At 44.3% G+C, this 14,264-nt stretch carries 15 protein-coding genes; 4 read left to right on the plus strand and 11 right to left on the minus strand.

What is annotated here, in order from left to right; genetic code table 11:
• Positions 1–17: 17 nt before the first annotated feature.
• Positions 18–1,079, minus strand: coding sequence for a zinc-binding metallopeptidase family protein (locus N746_RS0107505; RefSeq protein ID WP_029935384.1), 1,062 nt, complete (start codon positions 1,077–1,079; stop codon positions 18–20).
• Between the two features lie 197 nt (positions 1,080–1,276).
• On the opposite strand from N746_RS0107505, the gene N746_RS10950 reads away from it, so the two are divergent.
• Positions 1,277–1,408 carry a hypothetical protein gene (locus N746_RS10950; RefSeq protein WP_281169732.1) on the plus strand — a complete coding sequence of 44 codons (132 nt, stop codon included), beginning with the start codon at positions 1,277–1,279 and terminating at the stop codon, positions 1,406–1,408.
• A 68-nt stretch (positions 1,409–1,476) separates the two neighbouring features.
• On the opposite strand, the gene ppnP is transcribed toward N746_RS10950, so the two are convergent.
• From ppnP to mog, 8 genes are all read right to left on the minus strand, one after another.
• Positions 1,477–1,791, minus strand: a complete 315-nt coding sequence (ppnP, locus tag N746_RS0107515) for a pyrimidine/purine nucleoside phosphorylase (RefSeq protein ID WP_029935386.1) — start codon at positions 1,789–1,791, stop codon at positions 1,477–1,479.
• Positions 1,792–1,821: 30 nt separating this feature from the next.
• A complete protein-coding gene (locus N746_RS0107520; RefSeq protein ID WP_029935388.1) occupies positions 1,822–2,052 on the minus strand; it encodes a DUF2798 domain-containing protein in 231 nt (76 codons plus the stop codon).
• An 8-nt stretch (positions 2,053–2,060) separates the two neighbouring features.
• Positions 2,061–2,456 (minus strand): lactoylglutathione lyase, encoded by a 396-nt coding sequence (gene gloA, locus N746_RS0107525; RefSeq protein WP_029935390.1) that lies wholly within the window; start codon positions 2,454–2,456, stop codon positions 2,061–2,063.
• A gap of 51 nt (positions 2,457–2,507) precedes the next feature.
• The gene (locus N746_RS0107530) at positions 2,508–3,674 is read right to left on the minus strand and encodes an MFS transporter (protein WP_029935392.1); all 1,167 of its coding nucleotides are present in this window, start codon (positions 3,672–3,674) and stop codon (positions 2,508–2,510) included.
• Positions 3,661–4,767 (minus strand): chorismate synthase, encoded by a 1,107-nt coding sequence (gene aroC, locus N746_RS0107535; protein WP_029935394.1) that lies wholly within the window; start codon positions 4,765–4,767, stop codon positions 3,661–3,663. The genes N746_RS0107530 and aroC overlap by 14 nt, the downstream gene beginning before the upstream one ends.
• Positions 4,768–4,870: 103 nt before the next feature.
• Complete coding sequence (locus N746_RS10690) at positions 4,871–5,872, minus strand: carbonic anhydrase (RefSeq protein WP_051678577.1); 1,002 nt, start codon at positions 5,870–5,872, stop codon at positions 4,871–4,873.
• Between the two features lie 11 nt (positions 5,873–5,883).
• Complete coding sequence (gene prmB, locus N746_RS0107545; RefSeq protein ID WP_029935398.1) at positions 5,884–6,816, minus strand: 50S ribosomal protein L3 N(5)-glutamine methyltransferase; 933 nt, start codon at positions 6,814–6,816, stop codon at positions 5,884–5,886.
• Complete coding sequence (mog, locus tag N746_RS0107550; RefSeq protein WP_029935401.1) at positions 6,813–7,364, minus strand: molybdopterin adenylyltransferase; 552 nt, start codon at positions 7,362–7,364, stop codon at positions 6,813–6,815. The genes prmB and mog overlap by 4 nt, the downstream gene beginning before the upstream one ends.
• A 77-nt stretch (positions 7,365–7,441) precedes the next feature.
• On the opposite strand from mog, the gene lon reads away from it, so the two are divergent.
• On the plus strand, positions 7,442–10,120 hold the full coding sequence (gene lon / locus N746_RS0107555; RefSeq protein WP_081836003.1) for an endopeptidase La: 2,679 nt from the start codon (positions 7,442–7,444) through the stop codon (positions 10,118–10,120).
• Between the two features lie 42 nt (positions 10,121–10,162).
• Here lon and N746_RS10695 read toward each other — a convergent pair whose 3' ends face one another.
• Together N746_RS10695 and N746_RS0107565 are read right to left on the minus strand one after the other, a co-directional pair.
• On the minus strand, positions 10,163–12,223 hold the full coding sequence (locus N746_RS10695) for an EAL domain-containing protein (RefSeq protein WP_051678578.1): 2,061 nt from the start codon (positions 12,221–12,223) through the stop codon (positions 10,163–10,165).
• A gap of 103 nt (positions 12,224–12,326) precedes the next feature.
• Positions 12,327–12,761, minus strand: coding sequence for a hypothetical protein (locus tag N746_RS0107565; protein ID WP_029935406.1), 435 nt, complete (start codon positions 12,759–12,761; stop codon positions 12,327–12,329).
• 182 nt (positions 12,762–12,943) lie between these two features.
• On the opposite strand from N746_RS0107565, the gene rpiA reads away from it, so the two are divergent.
• The gene (gene rpiA, locus N746_RS0107570; RefSeq protein ID WP_029935408.1) at positions 12,944–13,606 is read left to right on the plus strand and encodes a ribose-5-phosphate isomerase RpiA; all 663 of its coding nucleotides are present in this window, start codon (positions 12,944–12,946) and stop codon (positions 13,604–13,606) included.
• A 128-nt stretch (positions 13,607–13,734) separates the two neighbouring features.
• Complete coding sequence (locus tag N746_RS0107575) at positions 13,735–14,232, plus strand: TlpA family protein disulfide reductase (protein WP_029935410.1); 498 nt, start codon at positions 13,735–13,737, stop codon at positions 14,230–14,232.
• The last annotated feature ends 32 nt before the right edge of the window (positions 14,233–14,264 follow it).

Genomic DNA, 14,264 nt, shown 5'->3' on the forward strand with positions numbered 1-14,264 from the left:
GCCTGGTGGTTAAAGCTTTAAGTGAAATCCAACTTCGCTACCTTCATCAATAAATTCAAAAACGACTGGCAAGATTGAATCGCAGCGGATTCCTGCATAGTATGGTAACCGGTGGTCGGAATTTGTAACGTGGTGCCATGCACGAAACCATTTGACGCTAATATAATACGCCCCATCTCCGTACTGCCTAGCGACTTAGGCGGCAAGCCTTGTTTCTGTAGTTCTCGGTTTTGCGCTTCAACAAACTCATCCTTATAACTATAACCTATGCCTAACTCTTGACAGGCTTGAGCTAAGGCTTGTGTAGTCGTTTCGTGATAATGCGCGTGGCTGTCTTTTTTACGTAACACCACCTCTTGCTTTAACACGGCTTCACGGTTTGGATAGGGACTGGTATCCAACACAATCAACTGATTGGTCGAACCGCCAAAACGACGAAACCATTCCAATAGATAACGCCAACTACTCCCCGACTCTTCTTGTGCGGTAAAAAAAGCGGTTCCCTGATAACCTAAACTAAACATATGCACTAACAGAGCTGCGGTTAATACATTATCCAACTGCCCCTTTAGCCATTGATCTTCAACTTTTAAACTATCTCGGAAGCCCACTGGCGTGCCAGCTACCAAATGCTCCAACCCCTCCAGCTCAAAAATCAAGTTATTACGAAACTCACAGATATAAGTGTTCCGAATCACCCCAGAACCGCGATAAGCACCAGACCAAGGCTCATAAGCCATCACAGGCGTAGCATCAAAACGATCACTAATGCGCAGCATCAGCTCTTCACTCACCGCATTTCCTAATAAATCTGAACGATGACCAGACACAAAAGCCGCATACTGAAACTCGTTTGGCCCAGTACAAATTAAACCATGCCGATCAATATGCGCCGAAAACATAGATGAATGAGGTTCAGTACCTTGCGCCACTAATAAACCTTCATACCAGGTCACCCTGGCGCCACGCTCTTCCAACTCGCGTTGCAATACACGAAAAAATGAATGCTCTGCCCCCACCACACTCGGTTCTCGAATCAACGATTTAAGCAGATCAATAAATTCAGCAAACTGGTTCAAAATAGGTCCTTTTGATAATAGGCTTTCAGCCAAGCTTTGTCAGAAAATAGCTAATATTCGCATTATCAGTCAGTCTAGCCAGCATTACCACCACTTTTTAAAACCCAATTTTGTGAGGCTTGATGTACTGTGTTTTCACCGGCTTACATGGGATAATATCGGCCCTAACTCAAGCTTAATAAATCAAAGGATCCAGCATGTGGATTGAACATATTGGTACCATTGGCATGATTGCGTTTGTGGTACTTATCGCTTTAAAAATTGGCATTATGTTTATTTTTAAATGGCAAAAATACCGCAAGCGCAAACAAAAAAAGGCCGAATCTTAAAATCAGATTCAGCCTTTATAAACCTGGAGCACCAGGCCTGGTGCTTTAAGGCATATTGAATAAAGCGGTTAATAATAAGTACAGCAATAATCTGTAACTGATTTGACCTTAATACCAAATTTCGCATTTGCAGGAACTTCAAACGACTGCCCGCCTTTAATGGTTTGCCACTGAGTTTCACCTGGCAACAAAATCTCTACTTCACCAGCCATAATTTCCATTAACTCATTTTCATCCGTGCCAAACTCATAATCACCCGGCATCATAATACCCAAGGTCTTACGTGAACCATCATTAAACTTAACCACTCGACTGGTCACCTTACCGTCAAAATAAATATTTGCTTGTTTAACGACTGTGACATTTTCAAAGTTTGCAGACATACTTTTCCCTACTGATTTATTTATATTATTTTAAGGTTGTTTCACAACCCAACTAACTAGCTTTCTTACCAAGGGCCCCACTATTAAGATGACAGGGAAAGCCACAATAAATGCCATTACCCAAGCCTGAAACCAGATGGATAGAATATTATCAACCCAGCCCAAATTAATGAGACTGATCACAAACGACATAATCGCCGACATCATAAAAGACATAAAAAAGGCAAACACAACATGCTGATGTTTGGCTGAAAAAATCATAATTTAACTTATCCTCGTTGATGGTCGGCACCGATTAATTCAATCTGATAACCATCTGGATCGGCAATAAACGCAATAATAGTGGTTCCCGCATTCATTGGGCCCGCTTCACGCAAAATCTTCGCGCCTTTGGCTTTTGCTGCATCGGCCGCTTTGTAAACATCAGGGACTTCAATCGCGATATGACCATAGCCCTCGCCTAAATCATAGCTCGACACGCCCCAGTTATAGGTTAGCTCCAATACCGTATGATCCGATTCATCCCCATAACCTAAGAACGCCAGCGTAAACTCGCCCGCCGGATAATCTTTTTGACGCAACAATGTCATTCCCATTACAGAGGTATAAAAATCAATCGACTTTTGTAAATCACCCACTCGTAGCATAGTGTGTAAAAAACGCATATTGCTTCTCCTTTCTAAATATTGGCACAACCACCAAGCCTGGTGGTTGGCTTACACCGTGACTGGTCGCAACCAACGCCAGGCAATCATTAAACCGATAAGTACAGCGAAACTTGAGGCCATATACGATAGCATAGCGCCGCCCAACGTCCAAGTTAGACCCGCCCCTAACGCACCCAACGCTCCGCCCAAACCTTGGCTGGCAGTGGCATAAATGGCTTGGCCGCGCCCACGATTAGCGCCATAAAATAAACTGTCAATTAAATGCAAAGCCGCGGCATGAAATAAACCGAAACTTGCGGCGTGCAAGAGTTGCGCAAACATCATGACACTTAAACTTTCCACGCCCCATATATTGAGTTGCCAACGAATTAAGGTTAAGACTAAACTCGCGATAATCAAGGCTCGCACTCGATAACGTGAAAATAAATGCACCATCCAAAAAAACACAAATATTTCGGCGGTCACGCCCAGCGCCCATAATCCCGCAATCAGGCTTTTGCTGTAACCATAGCTAACCAGATCAATTGAAAAGAAATTGTAGTAGGTACCATGCGAAAACTGGATCAAAAAACTAACGGCTAACAGTGACAAAACCACAGGGGATCGTGCAATCCCCCAAAATCGATTATCGGTTCCTTCGGACTCTTTTTTGGGTTGATCTTTTAAAGTCCAACTGGTCAACCACAAAGCCACAAACAACCCTAAAATCACCCACGGAAACCCAGCCAAACCCCAACGTGTAAACAGTTCACCTAAAGCTAATACAGCCACAATAAAGCCGATAGAACCCCATAAACGCACTTTGCCATAGCGTGCCTTCTGGGATCCGAGCTGGCTGAAGGTATAAGCTTCAAATAAAGGTAAGCCGCCATGCCAAAAAAAGCTAAACAAGGCCACTACCAACAACACGCCTTCAAAGCTGTGCGTCCATAAAAGTCCAACTGAGGCTAAGGTGGCAAACCCAATACACACCCGGACCCAGCGAATCATATGTCCAGTTTGATCAGCTAACCACCCCCAAATATAGGGGGCGACAATTTTAGTACCAATCAGAACCGCCATCACCTGCCCAATTTGCCAAGCACTGAAACCCAGCGATTGCATATACAGGCCAAAAAATGGCAATAAAGTACCAAACAGAGTGAAATAAAAGAAATAGTAACTCGATAAGCGCGCCGCTGGTAAGCGCGCCAATGATTCGCTAGGAGTGTGCAATTTTCGCCAAATCCATCACAGGGGGCACCACATCTGCGTTTTGGGCACGCTGACGCATAAAATGGTCTAGCAACACAATCGCCATCTGCGCCTCAGCAATCGGTGTAGCTCGAATACCAACGCAAGGATCATGGCGACCTTTGGTGATCATCTCGACCGCTTCTCCTTGACGATTAATGCTTTTACCCGGCACAGTAACACTCGACGTTGGCTTAAGTGCGATATGCGCCGTAATATCTTGCCCACTTGAAATACCACCCAAAATACCACCAGCATGATTTGACATAAAGCCTTCTTCCGGTGACATTTCATCGCGATGTTGGGTGCCTTTTTGCTCAACCACCGCAAAACCATCACCAATTTCGACGCCTTTGACCGCGTTAATGCTCATTAAAGCATGAGCTAAATCCGCATCCAAACGATCAAACACCGGCTCACCTAAGCCAACTGGCACGTTTTTGGCCACGATCGTAATTTTGGCACCAATCGAATCACCGGTTTTTTTCAGCTCGGTCATATAAGCTTCCATTTCAGAAACCTTGGCCGAGTCTGGGCAAAAGAACGGATTATTATCAATGATTGACCAGTCGACCTTTTCAACCTTAATCGGCCCAAGTTGCGATAAATAACCGCGCACTTCGACTCCTAAGCGCTCTTTTAGATACTTCTTAGCAATCGCGCCGGCCGCCACACGCATCGCGGTTTCACGTGCAGATGAACGTCCACCCCCGCGATAGTCTCGCACACCGTATTTTTGCAAATAGGTATAGTCAGCATGGGCTGGGCGAAACGTTTCCGAAATTTTAGAATAGTCTTGCGAGCGCTGATCGGTATTTTCGATTAACAAACCAAGCGGCGTACCGGTGGTCACCCCTTCAAACACGCCCGATAAAATTTTGACTTGATCCGGCTCACGACGCGCAGTGGTGAATTTTGATGTGCCAGGTTTACGACGGTCAAGCTCAGCTTGAATATCGGCCTCACTAATCACCAGGCCTGGTGGACAGCCGTCGATAATACAACCCAATGCTACGCCATGACTTTCGCCAAAGGTAGTGACTCGAAAAACTTGCCCTAAGGTATTGCCCGCCATAATCACTTTTTCCTAATCTATTGTTTCGCTTTGCTAGCGCTTGGTCTTGTGATTTAAGCTGGCTAAATCAAATAAATTTGTCTAGCCAGCTTAATAATCCGCTTTAATAATCAAAATAATAACCGGGGGAGGATTGAGCTGGATGACTGTCCGCCGATTCCTGCATCCAAGACTTCATCGGCACGCGGCCATTTAAGCCTTGTAATGGACGCGCATTATCACCCATCAACTCGTTCAATTTTACCAGCTGACTGATTGAGGCTTGAATCGGTTTGCTAAACACCAGCCACACCACGCCTTCTTCACAAGGCGGTTGTGTCATCGAGCCAATATAGCGGTAAAACCGTTTATCGCCCGGTAAGAATTTAACCGGATTAAAATTTACCTTTTCAAAAACTTGTAACTTATCTTTTTTATTCGGCAAATTTTTCAGAATCGTCGCAAGCTGTTCATTATTTTCACCTTCTTGCACAATCACACTCATCACCACTTGATTGCCTTCACCGTTGCGATGCATTAATTGAATTTCCATCGGATAAGCAAAGCCTTCAATATGATGTTCACTGGGCGTATGAAAAGTGTAATGGGTAAGTTCATAGCGTTGCTTGCCTAGTTGAATGTAACTGCCCAAAGGATAATTGCCACGCAAACCGTGATCCGAATGAATCAAACGCAACGGAACATCGCGATAAGCAATATCCAAAGCTGGTAACCCACGAGTTTGAACCGCTTGCTGGCTGGTTAAATTAATCGGCGACTGGTTTTTGCCTAAAGCACAGGTTTGATAACGCGAATCCAACTGGGCCCAATAACGTGGGGCTTGCTCAGCCACATAACCCCATTCTGCAGGTTCCGCGACTACAGGCGGCAAACTGGGTTTATCTGGTTTTGTGTCAGATTTATTGGTAGCACCGTCCGTATTTGAAGCCGCAGGTTCAGTGCTCTCAGACGATTTGGATTCAGGATCAGGTTCGGACTGCGTTTGCACTTGGCCTTGTTCGGCCACAGCGGGCTGAACTTCAGAAGCCAAATCAATTAAAGGCTCTTCAGCCCATACGCCTGTCGATAAAAGACTGAATGCCCATGCCGCTAGCCACTTTTTCATCTCAATTCCTCTCAAGCATTTACACGTTGGTTCAAAATATCCTGAAACAACACCAACTCATTGCGATTAATAGCAAACACACCCTCTCCTCCATGTTCAAATTCAAACCAATAGAAGGGAAGTTCTGGGTATACTTGCTCCAAATAATATTGCGACACACCCACCTCAACGATTAATACACCCTCTTCGGTTAAGTGATCGGCGGCCTGAGCCAAAATCTTGCGAACCAAATCCAAACCATCTTCACCGGCGGCTAAACCCAATGCAGGCTCGGCTTTAAATTCTTCGGGTAACGCATCCATTTCAATTTGGTCAACATAAGGCGGGTTTGACACAATTAAGTCATATCGCTCACCCGCTAAAGCCGAGAACAAGTCTGACTCGATTGCTCGTGCCTCGGCTTCTAAATCATAACGCGCAATATTTCTCTGTGCCACTTCTAGGGCTTGCGGCGAAATATCCACCAAGTCTACGCTGGCATTTGGCAAAGCTTGTAACGATGCGATGCCAATGCAGCCCGAACCGGTACACAAATCCAACACCCGTGTCACCGATTCAGGTTCAACCCAAGGTTGATACGCCTGCGCAATTAACTCTGCGATGGGCGAGCGTGGTACTAACGTGTATTCATTCACATAAAACTTCAAACCGGCAAACATCGCCTCGCCAATTAAATACGCACTTGGTTTACGAGTTTCTATGCGTCGACGTAACAACTCCGTTACTTCATGACGTTCATGATCGGTTAAACGCGCTTTGCAATATTGATTAGCTAGACTCCAAGGCAAGCTTAAACTATGCAAAACCAACACCTTGGCATCATCGAATGCATTATCCGTGCCATGTCCGAACACCAGGCCTGCTTTTTGAAATAATGAGCCACCCCATCGAATAAAATCTTCTACGCTTTCCAAGCCTTCTGGCTGGTAATTTAAATTACTCACTCGCTGGCCTTTTGCTTTGCATGTTTGGGGCGAAACGCTTTCACAAAGTCATCATGGGTTTCTAGAAACGGCCCTTCAATTAAATCTATGCAATAAGGCACCGCTGGAAAAACCGCTTCTAAACATTCACTAATCGCCGATGGCTTGCCCGGTAAATTAATAATCAAACAAGATCCTCGTGTGCCTGCAATTTGGCGCGATAAAATCGCGGTTGGCACATATTGCAATGATACAGCGCGCATCTGTTCGGCAAAACCATCTAAAACTTTATCACAAACCGCCATGGTCGCTTCAGGCGTCACATCGCGTTTAGCCGGACCAGTACCACCTGTGGTTAAAATTAAACAACAGCCGTCTTCATCCACCATCTGGGTTAGGGTTTGCTCAATGGTGGCCTGATCATCTGGAATTAGTTTTGGCACCGCTTGCCAACTTGTTGATAAAGCGAGTTTTATCCATTCTTGCATGGCCGGCCCGCCTAAGTCTTCATAAACGCCAGAACTGGCGCGATCTGAAACCGTCACAAAGCCAATTTTAATGTTTTGCATGCACTCCCCTTGAAACTGAGCATTAAGACCCGCATATGATACCGTAATTCATTAACTAATATAAAATTGAAGCCCGTATGAGCGACTCAGAATTAGAACACGAAAATTCAAAAACATCCGCAAACGAAGAAGATTCCGACAATCCAACCCAGGATTCGTGGGATGCCGTCAACAATGAAGTGTACAGTTCAGACGATTCATTTGAACCAACTAACCAGGCGGAGCAAAATGATGCGTCACCGAATGCGGCTGATAGCAAACTCGAAAAATCCGAGTCAGAAGACGCTGTATTTGATGACATCGAATCCGACGATGAAGTACATTATGAAGCCGACATTACCCCAAAATTACTGGCTAAAGCCACCGCCAGTTTGCCACAGGCGATTTTTTTAATCCCCATTAAAGAGCGGCCTTTCTTTCCGGGTCAAACGCTACCTGTGGTGTTGAACAAAAGTGTTTGGTTAGAAACTATTGAAGCCATAACCGAAAGTGGAGCTAAGCATGTGGGCGTCATTTATGTCGATAACGACGACCACCACAACGCTAAACCCGAAGAATTCCATAAAATTGGTACGCTAATCCGTATTCACGAACCAAAAATTCGTGACCATCATATTCAGTTAGTGGCCGAAGGCGTGTGCCGTTTTCAAATCGAACATTGGTTAAGCGATAGCGCACCTTACAAAGCACAAGTGAGCTACCCAAAAGATATTCGCACCGCGACCGACAAAGAATACAAAGCTTACGGCTTAGCGATCATGAATGCGTTTCGTGAGCTTTTACCACTTAACCCGCTCTACAGCGAGGAATTACGTTACTTTTTAAATCGCTACAACCCAGAAGACCCAGAACACCTGGCCGACTTTGCCGCCGCCATTACTACTGCAAATGCTGAGCAGCTGCAAGATGTGCTCGAAACCTTGGATTTAATGGAACGCCTAGAAAAAGTATTGGCCTTGTTTAAGCATGAAATTGAAGTCACCAAACTTCAATTCAATATCCGTGAACGAGTAGAAGAAAATCTAAGCGATCAACAACGTGACTTTTTCTTGCGTCAACAATTAAAAGAAATTCAAAAAGAACTTGGCATTGTCAAAGATGATCGCACAGCGGATGCGGACCTTTTTCAAGAGCGCATGCAAAGTTTAGCGCTCACTGAAGAAGCCGAAAAGAAAGCCGAAGAAGAACTCAATAAGCTGGCTATTTTAGACCCCCAATCACCCGAATATAACGTATCGCGTAATTGGCTTGACTGGTTAACCCAACTTCCCTGGGGCAAACACAGCAAAGATAAACTCGACTTAAAACGAGCGCGCAAAATTTTAGATAAAGGTCACGATGGTCTAGACGATGTTAAAGACCGTATTCTCGAGTTCTTAGCCGTGGGCGCTTTAAAAGGTGAAGTATCGGGATCGATTATCTGCTTGGTTGGCCCACCCGGCGTGGGGAAAACCTCGATTGGGCGTTCGATCGCCGATACGCTAGGCCGCCAGTTTTATCGCTTCTCAGTGGGCGGAATGCGAGATGAAGCCGAAATAAAAGGCCATCGCCGAACCTATATTGGCGCGATGCCGGGTAAATTTGTGCAAGCCTTAAAAGACTGCCAAACCGCCAATCCGGTGATCATGTTAGATGAAGTCGATAAAATCGGCGCCTCCTATCAAGGCGATCCCGCCTCGGCTTTGCTCGAAGTATTAGATCCAGAACAAAACCATGAATTTATGGATCACTTCATGGACTTACGCTTTGATTTATCCAAAGCGGTTTTCATCTGCACCGCCAACACCTTGGACACGATTCCAGGGCCATTATTAGACCGCATGGAAGTGATTCGTTTATCAGGTTATATCACCGAAGAGAAAATTCAGATTGCCAAACATCACCTTTGGCCTGAACTCTTAAAAGACGCGGGCTTAAGCAAACAACAAATGCAAATAACACCGGCCGCTATCCGACAAGTCATCGAAGGTTATGCGCGTGAAGCCGGTGTGCGTAATTTGAAAAAACAACTGGCGAAACTCATTCGCAAAGTCGCGATTAAATTGGTGACGGGGGAAATTGAGCAGGCGCGCTTACACTTAAATCAGCTTGAGACCTATTTAGGACAACCTCGATTTAATTTAGAAAAACACCAACAACAAATCGGCACGGTTACCGGCTTAGCTTGGACGTCAATGGGTGGCGCGACCTTAACCATTGAAGCCAGTCGCGTGCACACGCTTAATCGCGGTTTTAAATTATCCGGTCAGCTGGGCGAAGTGATGCAAGAATCGGCGGGTATTGCTTATAGCTATATTTCATCCAACCTAGATAAATTTAAAGCCGATCCAAAATTCTTTGATGAAGCCTTTGTGCACTTGCACGTACCGGACGGCGCCACGCCTAAGGACGGCCCAAGCGCCGGTGTGACGATGGCGACCGCCCTGTTATCGCTAGCGCGAGATGAAGCTGTAATTCGTCCACTCGCCATGACGGGCGAGCTCAGCTTAACCGGCCAAGTGTTACCCGTAGGTGGGATACGTGAAAAAGTCATCGCCGCCAAACGCATCGGTTTAAAAGAGTTGATTCTGCCGGACGACAACCGCAAAGACTACAATGAATTACCGGATTATCTAAAAACCGATATGACGGTGCATTTTGCCAAGGTGTTTGATGATGTGGCGAAACTGACGTTTAATATTCGCAGCAAATCCAACGCAGTTAAACGCCTTGAAAAAACCACATTAAAACCTGAAAGTGCGACTAAAGAAAGTTAATAGCTTGAGTTAGAACAAGCACCAGGCCTGGTGCTTGTTCTTTTAGGCGTTAGACTCGTCAGACACTAAGTCGACACTTGGATAACCAATCGCATAACCCTGCGCATAATCAATCCCCAGCTTTCTTACCATCTCAATTAAAGCCGGTTGGCTAACAAACTCAGCGATCACCTTAATCCCGACATGCTTGGCAAAATACACCACGCTTTCGACCACATATTGCGCTTCTTTGTTTTCCAGCAAGCCCTCAACTAAGGTGCCATCCAACTTGATATAGTCAACATTAAGCTTTAACAAATGTTCGAAATTAGAGTAACCCGTGCCAAAATCATCAATCGCAATTTTGCAACCACGAGATTTGACCTCACTAATAAAATGTGAGACTTCAGGATAATTCTCAATACCTTCCGATTCAAGAATCTCAAAAATCACGCGCCCAGCATTTTTATCGTTTAACAGACCAAAAATCGTTTTTCGAATATCGTCACTAATAATGTCTTCATACGATAAGTTAATACTAAAATTGAGTTCTGAATCTTCAAACGCAGCAAACGATTTTTGCAACATAATCCTGACCAATTGTGGGTAAAGTTTGGAGCGTTGCGCGACATGTAAAAAACTCGCTGGGTTTATATGCCCGCTATCATCCTCAATCCTCATCAAGCATTCATAATGGGTAATTCGATTGGTTTGCAAGTCACGAATCGCTTGAAACACAGGGGTCACCCGGTCTTGTTCAATCGCGGTTCGAATCTCATGACTAATGGATAAATTAGAGCGATACTGCGCCGAATAATCTAAATCAGGGCTATAACATAAGGTATTTAAACGCTTGAACTTGGCATGCAACATCGTCATTTCTAAGCGACCAAGGGTGTTTTCATGCTCCTGCGTACCCACAATCGTGACATTAAATTCGACATCGTGGTCATTAAACTGCGGTAAACGATCTTGTACTAAATGATGATGCAATTCGTTTAATAGTGCGTGTACATCTTCATTTAAATCCGGTGTAAAAATCAGTACAAATACATCGGCATTTAAACGATAAACCCGGTCTTCGACAAAGCGCTGCTTCAGTTTATAAGCCAGTTCACATAAGATTACATCGCCGATTTCGTTGCCAAATACTTCGTTGATTTCTTTAAATCCATCAATATTCACCATGATCACGGCTTCATTTTTGCGTAAACTGACCAAGTCTTGCTTTAATTTACGGCGGTTAAGTGCCTGAGTTAAAGTATCAACTTGATACATTTTTTCTAACTGCCGGGCCTTGCGCTCAACGTCTACCTGTAAACGATGACTGTAAGACACCATTTGAGATTGAAAGTCCGATACCTGCTGGTGCAATTTGCGCAACCGCCTCATCGATCTTTGGTTATAGTGGTGCATAACTAATAAGGCCAAGAATACCAATACGAAACTTGCCCCCAAAGACCAAATCGCGCTGGTAATTAATCGGCTTTGTTGGCTGGCATGATACTGGCTGACCAAGGCATCAAAATCATCTAAATACAAACCCGCACCTAGTACCCAGTTCAATTCAGGAATTAAATGAATATAGCTGGTTTTTTCACTGGAAAAATCCGTTCCGGGTTTTGTATACCAATAACTGACTTGAGATTGACCACTTTCACGCAACTGAGATAAATATTGCTCTCGATAAGCAAAGCCTTTTTCATCCAATAGCCCAGAATCGATCAGCACACCTTCTTGACTCGGATCAATCGGTAACAACAAATGCTCGGCAAACCCGGGACCGCCTTCAATATCATGCAATTTCAGAACAAAAAAGTAACCCCGATCCTCAAGACCAAAACGTTGAGAACGTAAGCGGTCAATGACTTCTTGGGCATCAAAACTATTGTTGTTAAGCGATTGTTTAATTAAGTTAAGTTCACGTTCTAAATGCGATTGAAGCGCAGAAAACTCTTTGTGAAAAAGGTCATTTTGAAAGGATTCTAATTGATGGGTGTTATCGCGGTATTGCAGAAAGAAAAACAAGGCCTGAAAACTCAGGGTTAAAATTAGGACCAAACTCAGCAACCCCCACCAGGTGCGTTTGAATAGCCAGTTTTCTGTTTCTTTTAAACGATCCATCCGCATCACTCCCCAACAAACAGAATTCCACTATCGCATAGAACAAGCAAAAAAAACAGATACAAGAAGTATTAATTAAGTATTTATACAGATAAAATACATACTACAAGGCCAATTCTTGCTCCAGCAACCACCCCCTTGAGCCATTCCGGAACTGCAACTGTTTCACCAATTCAAATGTATCATTTTGACGAAACCCGGTCGGCAAGGCTTTTAAAACAGAAACCACAGCCGGTTGATCTAAATGCGTTTCTATCCCTTCCTGATCAGCTTGTTGCAAACGTGCGACTAGATCCGTTTCATTAATCGCGGATTTTACGCGGTAACGAACTTGCGCGACATAGGTGTCCGCCCCTTGCTTATGCGCATTAAGCATTTGGGTATCAGTCAATGGAAACAATTCATTTAACTTTAAGTTATCTTGCCAATAACGTTTGGCCATCACCTCTACCGCCAAGTCTGATGGTTTACTTTCAAAGCAACCTTGTAAGCCTAAAATTAAAACCCATAACAGCGCATATACCCAATAACGTCGCATCGTAAAAACCTCTTATAAAACAATTCATTCAATCAAAAATCGACTAAAAGTATAACATCCAATGGACAAAACAAGCATCAAGACCATCTTGGCTATACTTTTGTAGTCGTTTTGTTTTAAAATGGCCGGCAGTTTTGCTTATAGAAATCATAATAAGATAAATACAAAGGGTGGACACATAGATGACACAAGATGAATTAAAACAGCTGGTGGCCAAAGCCGCCATTGAACACGTAGTTCCGGAAACCATTATTGGCGTAGGCACGGGTTCAACGGCCAACTTCTTTATTGACGAATTGGCTAAAATTAAACATACCATTGAAGGTACGGTGGCCAGCTCTGAAGCTTCAGCCGAACGTTTACGTGGACACGGTATTCCGGTACTTGATCTAAACAGCGTCAGTGAAATTTCTGTCTACATAGACGGCGCCGACGAAGCTGATCCGGCTTTACACCTTGTTAAAGGTGGCGGTGGAGCTTTAACACGTGAAAAAATTGTGTTAGCCGTGGCCAAGAAATTTGTTTGCATCGCCGATGAAAGTAAAAAAGTCGATGTTTTGGGCAAATTCCCTTTACCAATCGAAGTGATTCCAATGGCGCGCAGTTATGTTGCACGCGAAATTGTTAAACGTTTTGGTGGCGAACCCGTATTACGTGAAGGCTTCACTACCGACAATGGCAACATTATTTTAGATGTACACGGTTTAAAAATTACCGACCCGGTCGCGATGGAAACCGAAATCAACCAAATCGTTGGCGTAGTAACGAACGGCCTATTTGCCTGTCGCAAAGCTGATGTATTTTTATGTGGTAGTCAAAAAGGTGTTGAAACGATTACGGCCTAAGCTTTAATGGGTATTTAACCAAATTTGGGGCGAACCTAAGTGTTCGCCCTTTTTGTCAGAACTCACGATTTCTGTTAAATGACCTATCATCGTTTCAGTTTTTGACCAATAAAGAATAGGAGAAACCTATGAACAAGCTTTCTACAAAACTATTTGGCGGGTTCATAATCGCGCTTTTAGGTGCGGTCTTGTTTTTCAGCTTATCGGGCGGTGAAAAAGCACCGGCGATTACAGTTAAGGCCTCTGATGGTCAAACCCTACAACTTAATCAGCCTAACAAACCCGTATTGGTCAACTTCTGGGCGACCTCTTGCCCAAGCTGTGTTAGCAAAATGCCGAGTTTGGCGGAATTGAAAAATGCATTAGGCGACCGTTTTGAGTTGCTATCGATTTCAATGGACTATGATCCGGCGGCCCAAGTCGATGCCTTTATTAAGGCGCACAACTACCCGTTTAACTTTATTAAAGATACCGACGGTTCTTTGAGCCGAGCATTCGGTGATATCAAGTTGACGCCGACCACTTTTTTAATCGCGCCCAATGGCAATATCGTCTACCGAAAAATTGGTGACACCGATATGACCCATTTGCACGAGCGCATTGAAAAACTGAGTCCGCAACTCTAAGTTTGATGAAACATCTGAACCATGCATACAGC

Source organism: Thiomicrospira pelophila DSM 1534, from assembly GCF_000711195.1.
GTDB classification, from domain to species: domain Bacteria; phylum Pseudomonadota; class Gammaproteobacteria; order Thiomicrospirales; family Thiomicrospiraceae; genus Thiomicrospira; species Thiomicrospira pelophila.

Excerpts from the sequence above, each read along its gene's own strand:
- N746_RS10950 (WP_281169732.1), top strand. The coding sequence starts at position 1,277 with ATGTGGATTGAACATATTGGTACCATTGGCATGATTGCGTTTGTGGTA.
- ppnP (WP_029935386.1), bottom strand. The coding sequence starts at position 1,791 with ATGTCTGCAAACTTTGAAAATGTCACAGTCGTTAAACAAGCAAATATT.
- N746_RS0107520 (WP_029935388.1), bottom strand. The coding sequence starts at position 2,052 with ATGATTTTTTCAGCCAAACATCAGCATGTTGTGTTTGCCTTTTTTATG.
- gloA (WP_029935390.1), bottom strand. The coding sequence starts at position 2,456 with ATGCGTTTTTTACACACTATGCTACGAGTGGGTGATTTACAAAAGTCG.
- aroC (WP_029935394.1), bottom strand. The coding sequence starts at position 4,767 with ATGGCGGGCAATACCTTAGGGCAAGTTTTTCGAGTCACTACCTTTGGC.
- N746_RS10690 (WP_051678577.1), bottom strand. The coding sequence starts at position 5,872 with ATGAAAAAGTGGCTAGCGGCATGGGCATTCAGTCTTTTATCGACAGGC.
- mog (WP_029935401.1), bottom strand. The coding sequence starts at position 7,364 with ATGCAAAACATTAAAATTGGCTTTGTGACGGTTTCAGATCGCGCCAGT.
- lon (WP_081836003.1), top strand. The coding sequence starts at position 7,442 with ATGAGCGACTCAGAATTAGAACACGAAAATTCAAAAACATCCGCAAAC.
- N746_RS10695 (WP_051678578.1), bottom strand. The coding sequence starts at position 12,223 with ATGGATCGTTTAAAAGAAACAGAAAACTGGCTATTCAAACGCACCTGG.
- N746_RS0107565 (WP_029935406.1), bottom strand. The coding sequence starts at position 12,761 with ATGCGACGTTATTGGGTATATGCGCTGTTATGGGTTTTAATTTTAGGC.
- rpiA (WP_029935408.1), top strand. The coding sequence starts at position 12,944 with ATGACACAAGATGAATTAAAACAGCTGGTGGCCAAAGCCGCCATTGAA.
- N746_RS0107575 (WP_029935410.1), top strand. The coding sequence starts at position 13,735 with ATGAACAAGCTTTCTACAAAACTATTTGGCGGGTTCATAATCGCGCTT.